Origin of the sequence: Pseudomonas sp. NPDC012596 (assembly GCF_042902325.1) — a bacterium.
Lineage (GTDB): Bacteria > Pseudomonadota > Gammaproteobacteria > Pseudomonadales > Pseudomonadaceae > Aquipseudomonas.
Genome location: NZ_JBIBEB010000011.1, coordinates 73892 through 93220, shown reverse-complemented (window position 1 = coordinate 93220; position 19329 = coordinate 73892). Strand labels below are relative to the sequence as shown.

Genomic DNA, 19329 nt, shown 5'->3' with positions numbered 1-19329 from the left:
TTGCCGGGGATCCTGTAGGAGCGGCTTCAGCCGCGAACACCGGCGAAGCCGGTGCCATCCACCGCAGCGCCTGCTTCGCGGCTGAAGCCGCTCCTACAGGGTATGCGGCGCGCTCGCGGGCTTTGTTCTCTGCGCGACAGCGCAGCCCGGAGGGCTGGGTAATCTCCCGCAGGAAACCACAGCCTTCAAGGCCGGCGTTGTACCTGTGGGAGCCGGCTTGCCGGCGATAGGGCCAGTACAGTCACCCCACCTTTAGAAAGAGTTTTACCCATGGATAGACCAAACAAATCACCCTTCTTCGACATCACCAGCGAACAGGGCCTGCTACGCACCTCGATCGCCGTCACTCTATTCATCGCCACCATCGGCATCGCCTTCGGCCTGGCCTCCGGGTCGTTTTCGATCATCTTCGACGGCGTCTACTCGCTGGTCGATGCCAGCATGAGCGGCCTGTCGCTGGTGGTGGTCAAGCTGATCACCTCGCACGCCACCAGCCTGCAACTGTCGCGCAAGCTGCGTGAACGCTTCACCATGGGCTTCTGGCACCTCGAGCCGATGGTGCTCGCGCTCAACGGCATCCTGCTCAGCGGCGTTGCCCTCTACGCCCTGATCAACGCCGTCAGCAGCGTGCTCGAAGGCGGCCGCCACCTGGAGTTCGGGATTGCCATGGTGTACGCGGTACTGACCGTGATCGCCTGCGCGACCATCGCCGTGGTCGAGGCCCGCGCCAACCGCAAGTTGAACTCGGACTTCGTGCGCATGGACGTCAAGGGCTGGGTGATGTCGGCCAGCATCACCGCGGCCTTGCTGATCGCCTTCTGCTTCGGCTTTGCCGTGCAGGGTACGCAGTGGGAATGGGTGTCGCCGTACATCGACCCAGCGGTGCTGGCGCTGGTGTGCCTGGTGATCATTCCGCTGCCGCTGTCGGTGGTGCGCCAGGCCATGTCGGAAATCTTCCTGGTGACCCCCAACGACCTCAAGCAGCACGTCGATAACGTCGCCCAGCAGTTCGTCCTCAAGCACGGCCTGCAGTCGTACAAGGCCTACGTGGCCAAGGTTGGGCGCTCGCGGGAGATCGAGCTGTACTTCATCGTGCCGGCCTATATGCCTGCGCGGTCCATCGCGCACTGGGACGCCTTGCGCGACGAAATTGGCGATGCGGTCGGCGGCGAGGGCCCGGACCGCTGGATCACTGTGGTTTTCACCGGCGACCCGGCCTGGGCGCAGTGACCTACCGGCCCAGCTCGCCCAGGTCGGCGGCCAGCTGCAGCCGGGCGGTGTACCAGTCCACCACCGACCCGACCCGCCGCTGCTGCGCGGCGGCCAGGTCGTTCTGGGCATTGAGCAGCTCGATGATGCTGCCGACGCCAGCCTTGTAGCGCCCCAATGCCACCCGGTGCGACTGGCTGGCACTGGCGACCAGGCGCCGGCTGATGGTCAATGCCTGGGTCCGCGCCGCCAAGGCCTGACGGCTGCGCCAGACGCTCAGGGCGATGGTCCGCTCGGCGGTACGCACGTCCTGTTCACGCGCCCCGGCCTCCTCCTCGGCGGCACGCGCTCGGCGCCGGGAGAGAAAGCCGTCGAAGATCGGTACGCTGACCTGCACACCGACCGTCCAGGTTTCGATCTGTTGGCGTGAAGCCACCTGGTCGACCGGTGTGTCGTCATGCCGGTAATTGCTGTACAGCGATACCGTCGGGCGCCCCTGGGCCCGCTCCGCCTCTGCCCTGGCCAGGCTGGATGACCACTGGGCACGCGCTGTTTCAACGGACGGATGGTTTTGCCGCGCCTGCTCCATCAGTGCATCCACGCTCTGCATGAAGCGTTGCTCCTCGCCGTTCGGTTCATCCAGCGCCTCCAGCCGCAGCGGCGCCGAAGGCGAGAGGTTGACCGCGCTCGCCAGCGCACCCTCGGCAGTGGCCAGGTCGCCTTCGGCCAGCACCCGTTCAAGCTGCGCCTGCTCGTAGGTGGTCTGCGCCTGCAGGCGGTCGGCCTGCTCGCCTGCGCCCGCCTGGTGCTTGGCCGTGGTGACCCGCAGGCTGTCTGCAGCCAAGGCTTCGATGCTTTGCCGCGCCTGCAGCAACGCGCGGCTGGCCTGCACCTGGTAGAACGCCTTGCTGGTATTGAGCACCACCGCCTGGATCTTCTCCACCCGGCTGCTGCTGGCTGCGTTCAACAGTTGCCGGGCGCTTTCCACCCTCGCCTCGCGCAAGCCGAAGTCATACAGCACCCAGTTGAGGCTCAGGCCGTAGCCGCTGGTACGGGCATTCAGGCTGGAGTCTGCCTCAGGAAAACCGTCGTAGCGCGTCTTGCGGTTGGCCCTGCCGCTGCTGGCCACGCCTTGCAAAGTGGGCCAGTACGCCGAGCGCTCGGCCTCCATGCTGGCCTGGCTGCTCAATTGCGTGCGCCAGGCTGCCGCGACCTCAGGGTCTGCGCACAGCGCCATGGCCACGGCCCGCGCCAGTGCCAGCGCTTCATCAGGGCGCAATGGCCCGGGGCAGGCCTGAAGCGGCTGCTCGGCCACGCAGTGCATGCTCAGCAGGGCAAGCCCGGCTGCCAGCGCCCATTGCCTGATCATGGCGCGGCGCCCGGCTCACGGCTGTCACTCGTCACCCTGCCATCGGCCAATACCAGCACGCGCTGCGCCGAACGGATGGTGTCCGGCCGATGGGCAACGATCACCCGGGTGATGTTCAACGCCTGCAGGGCCTGGTTGACCGCAGCTTCGCGCTGGATGTCCAGGTGGCTGGTCGCCTCGTCGAGAAACAACAGCCGCGGCCGACGGTACAGCGCACGGGCCAGCAGGATGCGCTGCTTCTGCCCACCGGACAGCACCGTGCCCATGTCGCCGACCAGGGTGTTGTAACCCATGGGCATGCGCGCGACATCGTCATGCACCGCTGCCATGCGGGCGCACTGTTCGACCCAGGCCTGGTCGGCATCGTTGGCGAAGAAGCTGATGTTGTCGCCGATCGAACCTGCAAACAGCACATCGTCCTGCAACACCGTGGCACTGATACGCCGCAGCCGGTCGACGGTCGCCGCATCGATCGGCTCGTCGTCCAGCAGCACCTGCCCGTCGACAGGGGGCAAAATGCCGAGCATCACATTGAGCAACGTGGTCTTGCCGCAGCCTGAAGGTCCGACGATGGCCACCGACTCGCCCGGCTCGATCACCAGGGACACCCCGTCGAGTACCCAGGGCTCGTGATCGGAATAGCGAAAGCGCAGTTGGCGCACTTCCAGGCGCGGCACTCGGTCGGTGGCAGGCACAAGTGCCGGCGCCGATTGTGGCTCTGCTGTTTCCAGCACGATATCCGCCAGCCGCTCGCCATGCAGGCGCAGCATGATCACATCCACCAGCTTGTCGATAAGGCCGGCGACGCGGCTGTTGAACTGGTCCTTGTAGGCATTGAAGGCGATCAGCATGCCAGCACTGAACACGCCGTCGATCACCTGCCTGGCACCGAGCCAGAGCACCAGCAGGGTGACGCTGCCGAACAGCAGGCCATTGAAGGCGCGGTACAGCAACTGCAGTTTCTGCGGCTGCAGGCCAGCATTGATTTCGTCCACCAGCAAGCCGCTCCAGGCCGTGGCACGCTGCTCCTGGTGGGCGAACAGCTTGAGCGTACGCACGCCACGCATCGTCTCGAGGAAGTAACTTTGCTGCTTGGCGGCGCGCACCAGTTCGTCTTCGCTGGCCCGCCGCAACGGCCCGAACCAGGCCCAGCGCGCCAGCGCATAAAGCACCATGGCGGTAACGGCGATCATCGCCAGCGGCGGGCTGTAGACGAACATCAACACCAGCGTTACCACAGTCATCACCCCATCAAGCAACGCCTCGATGAATGAGGTGGTCAGTGTGCGCTGGATCGCCTTGAGCGAGCCGAAACGCGAAATGATGTCGCCCAGGTGCCGCCGTTCGAAGTACGCCACCGGCAGGCGCACCAGGTGGTTGAAGACATTGATCTGCCACTGGCTGCCGAGCAGTGTGCCCAGATACATCAGCGCCCAGGAGCGGCCCAGCGACAACACCTGCTGGGCAACCAGCAGCAGGCCGAAGCCCAGCGCCAGCACCGCCAGCAGGTCGAGGTCGGCGCTGACCAGTACTTTGTCGATGACTGTCTGCAGAAAGAACGGCGCAAGGATCATGCACAGCTCCAGCGCCATGCCCAGCAGCAGCACGTGCCCGAGCACCCCGCCGAAGCCCTGGACCTTGCCCAGCAGCCGGCGCAGGGAAACCTGGCTTTTCACTTCGCCTGGCTGAAAGTCACTGTGTGGCCAAAGCTCCAGGGCAATACCGGTAAACGAAGCCGACACCTCGGCAAGGCTCAGCTTGCGTATGCCCCGGGCCGGGTCGTGCAGCACCACGCCGCGTGGGCCGACCTCCTTGAGCACGACGAAGTGGTTGAATTCCCAGTGCAGGATGCAGGGCAACCGCAGCTGCGCCAGCGCCTCCAGCTCCAGGCGCAGCGGCCGCGTAGCCAGGCCAAGCTGGCCAGCCATGGCCATCAGTTGCTTGAGCGTTGCGCCCTTCATTGACGGCGACAGCTTGTGCCGCAGCGAATGCATGTCATGCACCTGGCCATGGTAAGCGGCGATCATCGCCAGGCAGGCCTGGCCACACTCTGCGGCCTCGACCTGAAGCATCACGGGCAGCTTGCGGCCCATGCCGAAGCTAAGGGACTGGGAGATGGTCACAGGCGTTTTCCTATGCCGCGCAAGGGTTCGAGCAGCCATTCGTAGAGCGGCAGGTTTTCCAGCATGATGTCGGCGTCCAGTTGCATGCCGGAGCGCAACCGCTCTTCCCTGCCCCTGGCAAACAGGCTCTGCCGGTCGAGTGAGACCTTGACCCGATACAACGGCCCCTGCTCGCGCAAGGCATCGGTGGCGGCGCCCACGGTCATGATCTCGTCGGCCGGCAACGCACTGCGCGATACCGAGGCGACAGTGCCGCGGGCGAGGCCGAAGTGCTGGTAGGGGTAGGCCTGGTAACGCAGCAACACTTCATGCCCGGGGCGCACGAAGCCCGCCGAACGGCTTGGTACGTACAGCTCGGCATAGAGCGGGCTGTCTTGCGGCACCAGGCTGAACAGCGGGCGGCTGACATCGGCGCGTGAACCATTGACCACGCCCATGGCCGTCACCTCACCGGCAGCTGGCGCGGTAATCACCACCTGGCGCTTGACCTCGCTCTCGAGCAGGTTGCTTTCGCTGTCGATCAACCGGCGCTCCAGGTCGGCCAGCTGTTTGGTCTGGTTGTAGGGCAGCTCGGCGATTTCGGCGCGCAATGCAGCGCTGTCGTTGCGCAGTGCCAGCAGTGAGCGGTGCAGCTCCTCGGCGCGCAGGCGCATCTCCAACACGGCGTCCTGCTTGGCCTGCAGCAGGTCACGGGAGACAAAATCCTGACGTTGCAATTCGGCATACCGTTCGGCGATGCCTTGCGCCAACGCCAGGCGCTGGCGCGTCAGCGCGATCTGCGCGGTAACCTTTTCCTGTTCGCCCTGCAGCATGCTCAAACGGCGCTGCTTGCCCTCACGCTCCTGCTGGTGGAGCACGCGGGTCTCGGCCATCTCGTCAGCCAGGCTGCTGTTGCGCCGCGCGATCAGGCGGCTGATGGCAACCTGGTTGGCGCCAGCGTCGCCGCTTTGGGTATCGCTGACCAGCGTCAGCAAGGTCGCCCCAGCCTGGACGTGCTGGCCATCACTGACCAGCAAACCCTGAACCACCCCGACCTGGGGTGCGAACACCTTGATCAGGCCGCCCTCGGGCACCAGCACCCCAGTCACGGCTTCGCGCCGGGTATAACTTGCAAACGTCAGGAACAGCACCAGCACCACACAAAACAGCAGCGCGCAGGCACTGGCCACCCGCAACGATGGCGGCGATATCAAGATGACGCTGCCCAGGTCTTTCTGCGCCCCTGATTGCAGTGCTTCCTTTCGAAATAGCATTCCCTGGCCTACGGTGCTGGCAGATGCGAAGTGGCCTCGCTGCAGATCCGGCTGCGAGGCACCGCCAGCCTAAACAAGCTGGCCTGCGCTAACACTAGTACAGATGTGCTAGCCGAGCTGCGCACCGCGCAGTGGCACCTGGACATTAGGCCACCCGTTCTATTGCCCCTCGGTACTGTACGTCCACATGATTCCTCAAGCCCATTGCCTGGGCTTCCCCATGACGGAACAACAAAACTGGAACGAGGACGCAATCATGAACACCGCATCGAGTGCCCTGCGCGCGCTGAATGATCAGGAACTGGATCAAGTCAGTGGCGGCCTGTCAGCCTTTGGCTATTACGTGGACGTCGACCTGGTCAATTATGGCGACGGCGAAAAGGTCCATGTGAGCTGGGGCGAGGAAGGGGGCTCCTACAACTACGTCGAAGTCAACGTCGGCTGCTGATCGGCCAATGGCTGATTACCGAGAGGGCACAAGGCATGAACTGCACGACGCATACAACCCGAACGCTTGGCGAAGAGGAACTGCAACAGGTCAGCGGTGGGGCTTCACTGTTTGGCTACTTTGTCGAAGTCGACACGGTCAACTATGGCAATGGCGACAGCCTGGTAGTGAGCTGGGGGAAAGAGGGCGAATCCTGGGACTACGCCGAATTTGAATTGGGAACCAACAAACCGGAGTGATCCAGGCCGCACGTTCTGCCAACCCAGAACGACAAAGCCCGCCACCGTTTCCGGTAGCGGGCTTTGACTTGTTGCGTATGGTGGGTCGTGTAGGATTCGAACCTACGACCAATTGGTTAAAAGCCAACTGCTCTACCAACTGAGCTAACGACCCGTTGGATGGCGCGTATAATACTGATTTCTAACGAGAAATCAACACCCCATCAAAACTTTTTTCAAAAATACCGCGTCGGGTCGTCTACGCCGGCGGCCTTGAAGCCGTCAGCGCGCAAGCGGCAGCTGTCACACTTGCCACAGGCGCGGCCTTGATCATCGGCCTGGTAGCACGAAACGGTAAGGCTGTAGTCAACGCCACGGGCCAGACCGGCCTGCACGATCTGCGCCTTGCTCAGGTTCTGCAAGGGTGCCTGGATACGGAAGCCCTGCCCCTCGACACCGGCCTTGGTCGCAAGGTTTGCCATGCGCTCGAACGCCTCGACGAACTCCGGGCGGCAATCGGGGTAGCCGGAATAGTCGACGGCATTGACCCCGATGAAGATGTCACGGGCTTCCAGCACTTCTGCCCAGCCCAGGGCCAAGGACAGGAATACCGTGTTGCGTGCCGGCACGTAGGTTACCGGGATGCCCTCGCCTGGGGTTTCCGGCACATCGATGCTGCTGTCGGTCAGGGCCGAGCCGCCGATACCATCGAGGTTCAGGCCGATCACCTTGTGCTCGACAACGCCCAGGTCGCGGGCGACGCGTGCGGCGGCGTCCAGCTCGGCACGGTGGCGTTGGCCATAGTCGAAGCTCATGGTGTAGCAGCTGTAGCCTTCGGCCTTAGCCATGGCTACGACGGTGGCCGAATCGAGGCCGCCAGACAGCAGGATTACCGCGCGTTTCTCAGTCATGTGCTTTTACTCTCAATCAACGTCCGGGTTCATCGTTCCACAGCAGCTTGTGCAACTGCAGCTGGAAACGCACGGGCAGGTTGTCGGCAACGATCCAGTCGGCCAGGTCGCTTGCGCTCACCTGGTGATGGCTTGGCGAAAACAGCACCTCACCGGCGCGCTCGGCCAGGTTGTACTGGATGAGCTTGGAGACGGCCCAGTCATAGTCCTCCCGCGAACAGATGACGAACTTGACCTGGTCATTGCGGGTCAGCTGCTCGATGTTCTCGTAGCGGTTGCGGTGGGACTCTTCGGACCCTGGGGTCTTGAGGTCGACCACACGGCTGACGCGCACATCGGTGCCCGAGATATCCAGGGCACCACTGGTTTCCAGCGAAACCTCGTAACCGGCATCGCACAGGCGCTGCAGCAGCGGCAAGGCATTGGGCTGGGCCAGCGGCTCGCCACCCGTCACGCAGACAAAGCGAGGCTTGAAGCCAGCCACCTGCTCCATGATCGAATCGAGGGTGCGGATAGTGCCGCCGGTGAAGGCATAGGCACTGTCGCAGTACTGGCAGCGCAGGGGGCAACCGGTCAGGCGCACGAAAACCGTGGGCAGCCCAGCCGTTCGTGTTTCACCCTGCAAAGAGTAAAAGACTTCGGTGATGCGTAATGTGTCTTGCATGATCGCCACGGGCGAGACAGCTGAACAGGCTGTCCGCCTCCGTCAGGCACTGTCGCGGACTCGACATGGCGTTATCCGCGGCAGCGTGTTTAAGAAAAGGGCAGTGATTCTAACGAAAAAACCCGCGACTGGCGCGGGTTTCTTTCGAACGGTGCTGCTTAGAGCTTCTGCAGGTCGCGTTGCGCCAGTTGCGCGGCAGAGGTGCCGGGGTACTGGGTGATGACCTGCTGCAGGATGCCTTTGACCTTGTCGGTGTGGCCCATACGGCGCTCGACATCGGCCAGCTTGTACAGCGAATCCGGCACCTTGCTGTGTTTCGGGTACTTCTGGCTGACCTGGGCAAAGGCCTGGCTGGCGGCTGGCAGGTCGCCCTTGGCCAGGTTCACTTCACCCAGCCAGTACTGCGCGTTGCCGGCGTACTGGCTGTTTGGGTACTTGCGCAGGAAGGCGTTGAACGCCTGGCTGGCCTTGGCGAAGTCCTTCTGCTTGATCAGGTCGAAAGCCGCGTCGTAATAGAGCTTCTCTTTCGCCGGATCACCCGGTTCGCTGTTGGCGGCCGGTTGTTGCGCAGCAGCGCCAGCGGCGCCTGCTGCTGCACCGGCGGCGGCATCGGGTGCACCACCGGTGGGGGAATTGTCGGGGGTCGCGGCAGGCGCGCCACCACTGTTGATGCGACGGTCCAGGTCCTGGTATCGCTCCAGGTTTTCCTGCTTCATGCGCGACACATCGTTTTGCAGCTCTTCGATGATGCCTTGCTGGCGGGAAAGCTGGTCCTGCATCTGTTGCAGCTGCATGAACAGCTGGCCCTGTGCTGAGGCAGGGGTCGAAGCCCCTGCCCCGGCATAGGCGCCGCTCGTGCCATAACCCGAAGGTGGATACCCACCTGCGTTGTCATCTACTACAGGAACCGCAGCCCACGCTGAAAGCGGAAGGCTGAGTGCGAGGACGGTTACAACACGACGGCACATTCGCATGGGAACTTACTTACGCAGTTCTACGCGACGGTTCTGAGCCCAGGACTGCTCGTCGTTGCCGGTGGCAACTGGACGCTCTTCGCCGTAGGAGACCAGTTCCAGCTGAGCAGGGGAAACACCCTGCAGAACCAGGTAACGCTGAACGGCTTTGGCACGACGCTCACCCAGAGCCATGTTGTACTCGCGGGTGCCGCGCTCGTCAGTGTTGCCTTCCAGAACAACACGGTTGCCGTTGGACTTCAGGTCCTTGGCGTGAACGTCCAGAGCGCGCATGGCTTCTGGCTTCAGGTCCGAGCTGTCGTATTCGAAGTAGAAGGTGGTGATTGCGCGCAGGGCGGCTTCTTCGCTCAGGGAGCCGTCGACAGCGCCAGTGTTGGCACCGTAGCCAGCGTTCGGGTCAACAGCGCCTTCACCAGCATTGTCACCGCCCTTCGAGGAGCAACCTACAGCTACAGCCATGGCCAGAGCCAGCGCAGCAAATTTACCAAACTTCAGCATTTCCATCGTGAAACTCCTAATGAAACCCCAGTGTGTTAAGCAAAACGTATTACGCCGCAATCAGTTCAGGTAAGGGGACCAGGACGGTTCTCTGACTTCGCCTTGAGCGGTAGGAAGTGGGAGCCTCACGCGGCCATTAAGCGACACGAGCATCAAGACTCCCCGGCCCTGCTGGCGGGTGGCGTAGATTAGCATGGTGCCGTTTGGCGCAACAGTGGGAGACTCATCAAGACTTGTTTCCGTGAGAATCTTTACACTTCCGCGCTGCAAGTCCTGTGCCGCCACTTTGAAGTTGGTGAAACCCTGCTGGCGATGGATCATTACCAGGGTCTTTTCGTCCGCCGACAGTTTGGGGTTGGCGTTGTAGTTACCGACGAAAGTCACGCGCTCTGCACTACCACCGCTGACCGACTGTTTGTAGATCTGCGGCTTGCCGCCACGGTCGGAGGTGAAGTACAGGGTGTTGCCATCCTTGCCCCAGAACGGTTCGGTATTGATACCCGGGCCGGCAGTGACACGGCTGATCTGGCGCGAGGCCACGTTCATGACATAGATGTCCGGGTTGCCGTCTTTCGACAGCACGAATGCCAGGCGCGAACCATCAGGCGACCAGGCCGGCGCACCGTTCAGGCCTTCGAAGTTGGTGACCTGCTCGCGGCGACCGGTATCGATGTGCTGAACGAAGATGCGCGGGCGCTTCTGCTCGAACGAGACATAGGCGATACGCTTGCCATCCGGCGCGAAGCGCGGCGACAGGATCGGCTCGCGCGACTGCAGCAGGGTCACTGCGCGCGCACCGTCGTAGTCCGAACGCTGCAGGGTGTAGCGGGTGTTGTTGGTCGAGAAGCGCTCGGCAGTCACGTACAGCATGCGGGTGGAGAACGCACCCTTGATGCCGGTGAGCTTCTCGAACGACTGGTCGGCAATATAGTGCGACATGTCGCGCAGCTGGTCGGCGGTGCCGGCGACGCTACCGGTCAGCACTTGCTGCTCGGTGGCGACGTTGAACAGCGCGTACTGCACCTGCAGGCGGCCACCCGACGGGGTGATGCTGCCGACCATCACATACTGGGCGCCCAGGGCTTTCCAGTCACGGAAGATGACTTCGCTGGCCTGGGAAGGCTGGCTGATCATGTTCTGCCGCGGGATCGGCGAGTAGTAGCCGGAGTTGCGCAGGTCGTTGCCGATGATATCGGCCATGTCTTCTGGCAGCACACTGCCACCCTGCACACCGAACGGCACTACCGCGATGGGCGTGGCCCGATCGCTGCCGCTGGTGACCAGGATGTTCTTTTCGTCTGCCATGGCCATGCCTGCCACGCAGCACAGCATGACCAGCAGTCCTCGAAGGAGTGTAATCACAACGCTAGATCCTCAGGAGTAAATGTCATCTTGAACGAACGATACCTGTTGAAATCGCTCGGCTTCATACCCTGCATTTCGGTCAGACGACCGATGTTCTTCATTGCTGCCACCGCCGAACTGTCAAACGGGCCGTCGCCACTGGAGCGCAACACACTGACATTGGTAATGGTGCCATCCGGCAGCATGTTGACCTGCAGGACTACCGTCATGCCTTTACGCGCAGAAGGTGGACGCGCCCAGCCTTCAGCCGCGCGCATACGGATCAGGTCGTCGAAATCGCCGGCCACCTGGTCTCCTTGCTCGTCGGCCAGGGCCTGCTGCCGCTCGGTGGTGTCGGACAACAGCTCGGCCAGGGCCTGAGCTTTCTTGTCTTCCGCCGACTTGCGAGCCGCTTCCTGTGCCTTCTTTTTCTGGGCATCTGCCGCGGCCTTTTTCTTGGCCTCTTCAGCTGCCTTCTTCTTCGCATCCTCGGCCGCCGCTTTTTTCTTGGCGTCTTCGGCTGCTTTCTTCTTGGCCTCCTCGGCCGCCTTTTTCTTGGCGTCCTCGGCGGCTTGTTTCTTGGCTTCTTCCTCGGCCTGCTTCTTGGCCTCTTCCTCAGCCTTCTTCTTGGCGATGTCGGCCTGCTGCTTTTCAGCCGCCTTCTTCGCTTCGTCAGCCTTCTTGGCTTCGGCGGCTTTTTTGGCCTCGGTGGCCTTGGCAGCTTCCTCGGCTTTTTTGGCCTCGGCAGCTTCGCGGGCCTCCTCGGCCTTTTGAGCGGCGTCGGCTTTCTTTTGTTCCGCAGCCTTCACGGCTTCCTGCTCGACCTTCTTCTGCTCCAGCTGCTCGACTTCCGTCTGGCGCGAGGCGGTTTTCTTCGCTTCCCCGGCAATCTTCTGATTGGTCTGGGTAGTCGCCTGGCTCTTGGACTTGAGCTGATACAGGGTAGCCTGAACGATCGGCTTGGAAGGCGGCAATTCTGGCGTCATGGCAAAACTGACGAACAGCATTGCGAACACCAGTACATGCAGGCCGATGGCCCAGACACTGGGCCAGAAGTAGCTTTCCGAGGCGGATGGCTCTCGCTGTTGCATCAGGGCGCCTCGGTAATCAGGCCAACGTTACCGACACCGGCCTTCTGCAACCCGCCCATGGCGCCCATGACGGCGCCGTAGTCGACAGCCTTGTCGCCACGAATGAAGACCTGGGTCTGCTTGCCCTGGTCGCGACCGGCGGCAATGATCTTGGTCACCGCGTTGGTCATGTCGGGCAAGGTCATGGCCTTGTCCATCTGCTTGTCGGTATCGACTTCGCTGCCGAGGTTCCAGTAATAGGTCTTGTCGGCCTTGATGGAGATGGTAAGGATCTGGACGTTGTTGTCCTGCGGCAAGGCTTCGCTGGAAACCTTGGGCAGGTCGACCTTCACGCCCTGGTTGAGCATGGGAGCCGTCACCATGAAGATGACCAGCAGTACCAGCATCACGTCGATGTAGGGCACCACGTTCATCTCGGCGACCGGCTTGCGTTTGTGGCGAACTCGGGCCATGGGCTTCTACCTGATTACTCTTCGCTGGTGTGCACTTTGCGGTGCAGGATCGCCTGGAACTCGTCGGCGAAGGTGTAGTAACGACCGATCAGCACTTCACTGCGTGCGGCGAAACGGTTGTAGGCGATGACCGCCGGGATTGCCGCGAACAGGCCGATGGCCGTGGCGATCAGCGCTTCGGCGATACCCGGAGCAACGGTGGCCAGGGTGGCCTGCTGAGCACTGGCCAGGCCGCGGAAGGAGTTCATGATGCCCCATACGGTACCGAACAGGCCGATGTACGGGCTGGTCGAACCGACGGTGGCAAGGAACGGCAGGCTCTGCTCGAGCTTTTCTTCCTCACGGGAGATCGCCACGCGCATGGCCCGGCCTACGCCTTCCATGACTGCGTCCGGGTCCACGCCCGGCTGCTGACGCAGACGCGAGAACTCTTTAAAGCCGGCACGGAAGACCTGCTCCACGCCCGAATCCGGGTCTGGGTTGCTGCCTGCCTGACGATACAGCTTCGACAGGTCGATGCCCGACCAGAAGCGCTCTTCAAAGGCATCCAGCGCACGACGACCGGCGCGCAGCATGGTGCTGCGCTGGAAGATCATGATCCATGAGGTGACCGAGGCGGCCACGAGGATCAGCATTACCAGCTGTACCACCACGCTGGCATTGCTGACCAGACTCCACATGGAGGTATGGTCGACGACGTTAGCTTCCACGCTTATTCTCCTGCATTCGATTGAGTACCCGAGCCGTCCGCCATAAAGGCGTCGCGCAGCTGGGGGGGTATGGCTCGGGGTTTGAAAGTGTCGGCGCGCACGGCGGCCACCAGGAACTGCCCCTCGCAGAGCAGTGTTTCATCCTTTTCCCGCCAGACCTGCTGTACGAAACGCAGGCTGGCGCGATTGAGTTCAAGTACTTGCGCGGTTACCCGCAGCTCATCGTCCAGCCGCGCCGGCGCGTGATAGCGCGCCTCGCTGGAATGGACGACGAACAACAGGTTCTCGCCGGCCAGCTGCTGCTGGGAAAACCCCAGGTGTCGCAGCCGCTCGGTGCGCGCGCGCTCCATGAATTTCAGGTAGTTGACGTAATACACCACGCCACCGGCGTCGGTATCCTCGTAATAGACGCGACAACGGTGTGCGAAAGATTCCAGGCCATTTTGCGCGCGCATACTCTAGTGCTTACTCCTCAGCTTGCCAATCCGCTGCGGCAACTGTTTTTTCTTCATTAATGTCTTATTGCCAGCAACCCTGAGGCATGCCAGCGGTAGGACCACGAAAAGCGGGTTTCGATCTGTCATTCATCGCCTGCTTCGGAAAAATCTGCCCCCTCGCCCAGGCGCCCGGGAACATTCAGACCAAAGTGCAGGTAGGCGTGCCGGGTGACCACGCGCCCGCGAGGGGTGCGCATGATATAGCCCTGCTGAATCAGGTACGGCTCGAGTACATCCTCGATGGTATGGCGTTCCTCGCTGATCGCTGCCGCCAGGTTGTCCACGCCCACCGGGCCACCGTCGAATTTCTCGATCATGGTCAGCAGCAGGCGGCGGTCGGAATGGTCGAAACCACGCTCGTCGACGTCCAGCAGGTTGAGCGCCATGTCGGCCACGGCCTTGGTGATCTGCCCCTTGCCGCGCACTTCGGCGTAGTCACGTACACGGCGCAGCAACCGGTTGGCGATACGCGGCGTACCACGGGCGCGACGGGCGATCTCGTAGGCACCGAGGTCTTCGATGACCAGCCCCAGAATGTGGGCGGACCGGCTGACGATGGTCGCCAGGTCTTTGTCGCTGTAGAACTCCAGGCGCTGGACGATACCGAAACGGTCACGCAGCGGGTTGGTCAGCATGCCGGCGCGGGTGGTGGCACCGACCAGGGTAAAGGGCGGCAGGTCGAGCTTGATCGAACGGGCGGCCGGGCCTTCGCCGATCATGATGTCGAGCTGGAAGTCCTCCATGGCCGGGTACAACACCTCTTCGACAACCGGCGACAGCCGGTGGATTTCGTCGATGAACAGCACGTCATGCGGCTCGAGGTTGGTGAGCATGGCCGCCAGGTCGCCCGGGCGCTCGAGAATCGGCCCCGAGGTGCTCTTGACCGATACCCCCATCTCCTGGGCAATGATGTTGGCCAGGGTGGTCTTGCCCAAGCCGGGCGGGCCGAAGATCAGCGTGTGGTCGAGCGATTCGTTGCGACCGCGGGCAGCCTGGATGAACAGCGCCATCTGCTCGCGCACCACCGGCTGGCCAATGTATTCGTCCAGGCGCAGCGGGCGGATCGCGCGGTCCTGGACTTCTTCACGGTCGCGGCCACTGGCGGCGATCAGGCGGTCGGCTTCGATCACTTGGTAATCATCCCTTTCAGGCTGCGGCGGATCAGCTCTTCACTGCTCAGGCCTGCCTTGTCCTTGATCGCGGATACTGCCTTGCTGGCTTCCTGCGGCTTGTAGCCCAGGGACACCAGCGCACTGACCGCATCGGCCTCGGCCGTGGAGGCGCCGCTGACCGGCACAGGGCCGTCGGAGACCAAGGTGAACATGGCTGGCGAGGTTTCCCACGCCTTGAAGCGGTCCTTGAGCTCGACCAGCAGGCGCTCGGCGGTCTTCTTGCCAACGCCGGGCACACGGACCAGTGCCGACGTGTCCTGGGCCTGCACGCAACGCACCAGCTCGTCGGCTTCGAGGCCCGACATCAAGGCCAGCGCCAGCTTCGGGCCCACGCCATTCAGGCGAATGAGTTCGCGGAACAATTCGCGCTCGCGCTTTTCGTGGAAACCGTACAGCAGGTGAGCATCTTCACGCACCACCAGATGGGTGTGCACGGTGACGGTCTCGCCGAGCCTGGGCAGGCGGTACAAGGTGGTCATGGGGACTTCCAGCTCGTAGCCCACGCCATTCACGTCGATAATCAGGTGCGGCGGTTGCTTTTCCGCCAGGGTGCCGCGCAAACGTCCAATCACGTTCCGATCCTTCCTCTCGGGGAGCCGATCAAAGACCGCTCAACCCTATCAGCAAATGCAGCGGGTGAACGATTCACCCGGACAAAATGTGTATCAGCGCATGAAGCGCCTACAGACGCAAGCGCCCACCGCGCCGACGGGCCGTTGACAGGCCATGTGGTACCAGGCTGGAACGGGTATGGGCATGGCACAGGGCAATGGCCAGGGCATCGGAGGCATCGATCTGCGGTTTCTGGGTCAACTTGAGCAGGTGCATGACCATCAGCATTACCTGCTCCTTGTTGGCCCCGCCCGTGCCGGCCACGGCCTGCTTGACCTGGGTCGCGCTGTATTCGGCGATTTCCAGGCCGGCCTCGGCTGCGGCGACGATGGCCGCGCCGCGGGCCTGGCCAAGCTTGAGCGCCGAATCGGGGTTGCGGGCCATGAATACACGCTCGATGCCCATGGTCACGGGGCCATGCTGAGCAATGATTTCACTGACACCGCGAAAAACGATCTGCAAGCGCTCGTGCAGCTCACCGCTGCCGGTGCGGATACAACCCGACGCCACGTATTCGCAACCACGGGCTGTCTGGCGCACAACGCCATAGCCGGTGATGCGCGAACCGGGGTCGATACCAAGAATAAGCGTCATAGTGCCTGTCGTTCAAAGCTCACGATTCAAGACCATTAGGGCCGCTGCGCGACCCATCGCCGGCAAGCCAGCTCCCACAAGTACAGTGCAGGCCCGAAGAAATGCACTGTACGTGTGGGAGCTGGCTTGCCGGCGATGGGCTGCGCAGCGGCCCCAATAGAAGCCTTGACGCGAAGGGTCAGGAGACCTTAGCCGATATTTTCCATGATCTCGTCGGAAATCTGGGCATTGGAGTAGACGTTCTGCACATCATCCAGGTCTTCGAGCATGTCGATCAGCTTCAGCACCTTTTCGGCACCCTCCTGATCCAGCTCGGCACTGGTGGTCGGCTGCATGACGATCTCCGCGTCCGCCGCCTTGAAGCCAGCTTCTTCCAAAGCATTACGCACCGCGTAGAAGCTGTTGAACGAGGTGAACACTTCGAAGGAGCCATCTTCGTTGGCGACCACGTCATCAGCATCGGCCTCCATCGCGGCTTCCATCAGGGCGTCTTCGTCGATACCCGGCGCGAAGCTGATCTGCCCCTTGCGCTCGAACAGGTAGGCGACCGAACCATCGGTGCCGAGGTTGCCGCCACACTTGGTGAAGGCATGACGCACGGCGGCGGCGGTACGGTTGCGGTTGTCGGTCATGGCTTCGACCATGATCGCCACGCCGCCCGGGCCGTAACCCTCGTAGCTGAGCTCTTCGACGTTGTCGCTTTCGTTGGTGCCCGCACCCCGTGCCACCGCGCGATCAATGATGTCGCGGCTCATGTTGGCACCCAGAGCCTTGTCCAGCGCCAGGCGCAGGCGCGGGTTGGAAGCGGGATCGCCACCACCCTGCTTGGCCGCGACGGTCAGTTCACGGATCCACTTGGTGAAGATCTTGCCTCTCTTGGCATCCTGGCGCTCTTTGCGGTGCTTGATGTTCGCCCACTTGGAATGACCCGCCATAACAACTCCAAATCCTTGAAACACAAACAATTGCGCCCCACTCGGGGCGCAACGACAAAATTCCTGCGCCGTAACGCAAAGGCGCATCCATGTGGATGCGCCCGGGGTCCGCTTACTCGACCTTGGTCTGTTCGCGCAGACGGATGTGCAGCTCGCGCAGGGCCTTGGCGTCGACCAGGCCAGGGGCCTGAGTCATCACGCACGCAGCGCTCTGGGTTTTCGGGAAGGCGATCACTTCACGGATGGACTGGGCGCCGGTCATCAGCATGACCAGACGGTCCAGGCCGAAGGCCAGGCCACCGTGGGGTGGCGCGCCGAACTTCAGCGCGTCGAGCAGGAAGCCGAACTTCTCTTCCTGTTCTGCCGCTTCGATACCCAGCAGGCGGAACACCGCCTGTTGCATCTCTTTACGGTGGATACGGATCGAACCGCCACCCAGCTCGGTGCCGTTCAGCACCATGTCGTAGGCACGCGACAGCGCGGTAGCCGGGTTGGCTTCGAGCTCTTCCGGGCTGCACTTCGGCGCGGTGAACGGGTGGTGCAGCGCGGTGAAGCTGCCGTCGTCGTTCTCTTCGAACATCGGGAAGTCGACGACCCACATCGGTGCCCACTCGCAGGTGTGCAGGTTGAAGTCGTTACCAACCTTGATACGCAGCGCGCCCAGGGCCTCGCTGACGATCTTGGCCTTGTCGGCGCCGAAGAACACGATGTCGCCATCGACCGCACCCACGCGATCGAGGATCACGTTCAGGTTGGCCTCAGGGATGTTCTTGACGATCGGCGACTGCAGGCCTTCAACACCCTTGGCGCGCTCGTTGACCTTGATGTACGCCAGGCCTTTGGCACCGTAGATGCCAACGAACTTGGTGTACTCGTCGATCTTGCTGCGCGGCATGCTGGCGCCGCCTGGCAGGCGCAGCGCGGTAACGCGGCACTTCGGATCGTTGGCAGGGCCTGCGAAGACCTTGAAGTCGACGTCCTTGAGCTGGTCGGCAACGTCGACCAGTTCCAGCGGGTTACGCAGGTCTGGTTTATCGGAACCGTAGCGGCGCATGGCTTCTTCGAAGGTCATGTGCGGGAACTCGCCGAACTCCAGGTCCAGGACTTCCTTGAACAGCTTGCGGATCATGCTTTCGGTCAGGCCCATGATCTCCGATTCATCGAGGAAGCTGGTCTCGATGTCGATCTGGGTGAACTCCGGCTGACGATCAGCACGCAGGTCTTCGTCACGGAAGCACTTGGCGATCTGGTAGTAGCGGTCGAACCCGGCCACCATCAGCAGCTGCTTGAACAGCTGAGGCGATTGCGGCAGAGCGAAGAAGCTGCCGGCGTGGGTGCGGCTCGGTACCAGGTAGTCGCGCGCGCCTTCAGGCGTGGCACGGGTGAGGATCGGCGTTTCGACGTCAAGGAAGCCGTTTTCGTCGAGGAAGCGACGGATGCTGCTGGTGATGCGCGAACGCAGGCGCAGCTTGTCGGCCATTTCTGGGCGACGCAGGTCGATGAAGCGGTAGCGCAGGCGGGTTTCTTCGCCGACGTCGGAGTATTCGTTCAGCGGGAACGGCGGGGTTTCAGCTTCGTTCAGCACGTTCAGCTGGTAGCCGAGGATCTCGATGGCACCGGAGGCCATGTTGGCATTTACCGCGCCGTCCGGGCGCTTGCGTACCTTACCGGTGATCTGCACCACGAACTCGCTGCGCACGCGGTCGGCGGCGGCGAAGGTTTCAGCGCGGTCCGGGTCGAACACGACCTGGGCCATGCCTTCGCGGTCACGGATGTCGAGGAAGATCACCCCGCCGTGGTCGCGGCGACGATGGACCCAGCCGCAAAGGGTGACTTCCTGGCCGTCCAGGCTCTCGTTCAGTTGGCCGCAATAATGGCTGCGCATCATGATGGTGGTTTCGCTTCTCGTGATTCGTGTATTCGATGGAGGCCTTGGCCGCCCCAGAGGGCTAATACTGCAAGACCCGGCTACTGCAATTCAACTCAGTCGGCTTTGTCGCCGCCTGCCAGATTCTTTTTTGCCCCAGTCTTGAAGTCGGTTTCGTACCAGCCGCTACCGCTCAGGCGAAAGCCAGGGACCGACAGCAATTTCTTCAATGCCGGCGCCTGGCAGGCCGGACAGTCGGTCAGCGGCGCGGCGCTGATCTTCTGCAGCGCTTCCATCTGGTGATCGCAGGCTGCACATTGATAGTCATAAAGGGGCATGGGTGTCTCTCGTCAACCATAACAATGCTTCGCTGCCGAGGCAGCAAAAA

General features: G+C 62.5%; 21 protein-coding genes and 1 tRNA gene. 3 read left to right on the top strand and 19 right to left on the bottom strand.

The window, feature by feature from the left end; genetic code table 11:
• Nucleotides 1-270: 270 nt before the first annotated feature.
• Complete coding sequence (locus ACFY68_RS15050) at nucleotides 271-1230, top strand: cation diffusion facilitator family transporter (RefSeq protein ID WP_387528617.1); 960 nt, start codon at nucleotides 271-273, stop codon at nucleotides 1228-1230.
• Between the two features lies 1 nt (nucleotide 1231).
• Here the strand turns inward: ACFY68_RS15050 and ACFY68_RS15045 are convergent, their stop codons facing one another.
• Genes ACFY68_RS15045 through ACFY68_RS15035 form a run of 3 tightly spaced genes read right to left on the bottom strand, consistent with a single transcriptional unit; the run spans nucleotide 1232 to nucleotide 5954 of the window.
• Complete coding sequence (locus ACFY68_RS15045; protein ID WP_387528614.1) at nucleotides 1232-2578, bottom strand: TolC family protein; 1347 nt, start codon at nucleotides 2576-2578, stop codon at nucleotides 1232-1234.
• Complete coding sequence (locus ACFY68_RS15040) at nucleotides 2575-4701, bottom strand: peptidase domain-containing ABC transporter (protein WP_387528611.1); 2127 nt, start codon at nucleotides 4699-4701, stop codon at nucleotides 2575-2577. Before ACFY68_RS15040 ends, ACFY68_RS15045 begins: the two co-directional genes overlap by 4 nt.
• Nucleotides 4698-5954 carry an HlyD family secretion protein gene (locus ACFY68_RS15035; protein ID WP_387528608.1) on the bottom strand — a complete coding sequence of 419 codons (1257 nt, stop codon included), beginning with the start codon at nucleotides 5952-5954 and terminating at the stop codon, nucleotides 4698-4700. Before ACFY68_RS15035 ends, ACFY68_RS15040 begins: the two co-directional genes overlap by 4 nt.
• Before the next feature lie 256 nt (nucleotides 5955-6210).
• On the opposite strand from ACFY68_RS15035, the gene ACFY68_RS15030 reads away from it, so the two are divergent.
• Nucleotides 6211-6402: a hypothetical protein gene (locus ACFY68_RS15030; protein WP_387528605.1), complete on the top strand. Its 192-nt coding sequence runs from the start codon at nucleotides 6211-6213 to the stop codon at nucleotides 6400-6402.
• 35 nt (nucleotides 6403-6437) lie between these two features.
• Nucleotides 6438-6641 carry a hypothetical protein gene (locus tag ACFY68_RS15025; RefSeq protein WP_387528602.1) on the top strand — a complete coding sequence of 68 codons (204 nt, stop codon included), beginning with the start codon at nucleotides 6438-6440 and terminating at the stop codon, nucleotides 6639-6641.
• A 78-nt stretch (nucleotides 6642-6719) separates the two neighbouring features.
• Here the strand turns inward: ACFY68_RS15025 and ACFY68_RS15020 are convergent.
• From ACFY68_RS15020 to ACFY68_RS14945, 16 genes are all read right to left on the bottom strand, one after another.
• Nucleotides 6720-6795 (bottom strand) — tRNA-Lys (locus tag ACFY68_RS15020).
• A gap of 61 nt (nucleotides 6796-6856) precedes the next feature.
• Nucleotides 6857-7531: a 7-cyano-7-deazaguanine synthase QueC gene (queC, locus tag ACFY68_RS15015; protein WP_387528599.1), complete on the bottom strand. Its 675-nt coding sequence runs from the start codon at nucleotides 7529-7531 to the stop codon at nucleotides 6857-6859.
• Nucleotides 7532-7547: 16 nt separating this feature from the next.
• Complete coding sequence (gene queE / locus ACFY68_RS15010; RefSeq protein ID WP_387528596.1) at nucleotides 7548-8195, bottom strand: 7-carboxy-7-deazaguanine synthase QueE; 648 nt, start codon at nucleotides 8193-8195, stop codon at nucleotides 7548-7550.
• A gap of 158 nt (nucleotides 8196-8353) precedes the next feature.
• A complete protein-coding gene (gene ybgF / locus ACFY68_RS15005) occupies nucleotides 8354-9169 on the bottom strand; it encodes a tol-pal system protein YbgF (RefSeq protein WP_387528593.1) in 816 nt (271 codons plus the stop codon).
• Nucleotides 9170-9175: 6 nt separating this feature from the next.
• Nucleotides 9176-9673: a peptidoglycan-associated lipoprotein Pal gene (gene pal, locus ACFY68_RS15000; protein ID WP_008090230.1), complete on the bottom strand. Its 498-nt coding sequence runs from the start codon at nucleotides 9671-9673 to the stop codon at nucleotides 9176-9178.
• A 54-nt stretch (nucleotides 9674-9727) separates the two neighbouring features.
• On the bottom strand, nucleotides 9728-11029 hold the full coding sequence (gene tolB / locus ACFY68_RS14995; RefSeq protein ID WP_346611732.1) for a Tol-Pal system beta propeller repeat protein TolB: 1302 nt from the start codon (nucleotides 11027-11029) through the stop codon (nucleotides 9728-9730).
• Nucleotides 11026-12102 carry a cell envelope integrity protein TolA gene (tolA, locus tag ACFY68_RS14990; RefSeq protein WP_387528589.1) on the bottom strand — a complete coding sequence of 359 codons (1077 nt, stop codon included), beginning with the start codon at nucleotides 12100-12102 and terminating at the stop codon, nucleotides 11026-11028. Before tolA ends, tolB begins: the two co-directional genes overlap by 4 nt.
• Entirely contained in the window at nucleotides 12102-12554 is a 453-nt protein-coding gene (tolR, locus tag ACFY68_RS14985) for a protein TolR (RefSeq protein ID WP_012273765.1), read from the bottom strand. Before tolR ends, tolA begins: the two co-directional genes overlap by 1 nt.
• A 14-nt stretch (nucleotides 12555-12568) precedes the next feature.
• A complete protein-coding gene (gene tolQ / locus ACFY68_RS14980) occupies nucleotides 12569-13264 on the bottom strand; it encodes a protein TolQ (protein WP_008090219.1) in 696 nt (231 codons plus the stop codon).
• A gap of 2 nt (nucleotides 13265-13266) precedes the next feature.
• Nucleotides 13267-13719 (bottom strand): tol-pal system-associated acyl-CoA thioesterase, encoded by a 453-nt coding sequence (gene ybgC, locus ACFY68_RS14975; RefSeq protein WP_387528584.1) that lies wholly within the window; start codon nucleotides 13717-13719, stop codon nucleotides 13267-13269.
• 125 nt (nucleotides 13720-13844) lie between these two features.
• Nucleotides 13845-14891, bottom strand: coding sequence for a Holliday junction branch migration DNA helicase RuvB (ruvB, locus tag ACFY68_RS14970; protein WP_346611735.1), 1047 nt, complete (start codon nucleotides 14889-14891; stop codon nucleotides 13845-13847).
• Complete coding sequence (ruvA, locus tag ACFY68_RS14965) at nucleotides 14888-15505, bottom strand: Holliday junction branch migration protein RuvA (RefSeq protein WP_387528581.1); 618 nt, start codon at nucleotides 15503-15505, stop codon at nucleotides 14888-14890. Before ruvA ends, ruvB begins: the two co-directional genes overlap by 4 nt.
• A 109-nt stretch (nucleotides 15506-15614) precedes the next feature.
• Nucleotides 15615-16139: a crossover junction endodeoxyribonuclease RuvC gene (gene ruvC / locus ACFY68_RS14960; RefSeq protein ID WP_387528578.1), complete on the bottom strand. Its 525-nt coding sequence runs from the start codon at nucleotides 16137-16139 to the stop codon at nucleotides 15615-15617.
• Between the two features lie 188 nt (nucleotides 16140-16327).
• Nucleotides 16328-17074 (bottom strand): YebC/PmpR family DNA-binding transcriptional regulator, encoded by a 747-nt coding sequence (locus ACFY68_RS14955; RefSeq protein WP_346611738.1) that lies wholly within the window; start codon nucleotides 17072-17074, stop codon nucleotides 16328-16330.
• Nucleotides 17075-17186: 112 nt separating this feature from the next.
• On the bottom strand, nucleotides 17187-18962 hold the full coding sequence (aspS, locus tag ACFY68_RS14950) for an aspartate--tRNA ligase (RefSeq protein ID WP_346611739.1): 1776 nt from the start codon (nucleotides 18960-18962) through the stop codon (nucleotides 17187-17189).
• Nucleotides 18963-19057: 95 nt separating this feature from the next.
• Nucleotides 19058-19279 (bottom strand): zinc ribbon domain-containing protein, encoded by a 222-nt coding sequence (locus ACFY68_RS14945; RefSeq protein ID WP_346611740.1) that lies wholly within the window; start codon nucleotides 19277-19279, stop codon nucleotides 19058-19060.
• Nucleotides 19280-19329: the final 50 nt, after the last annotated feature.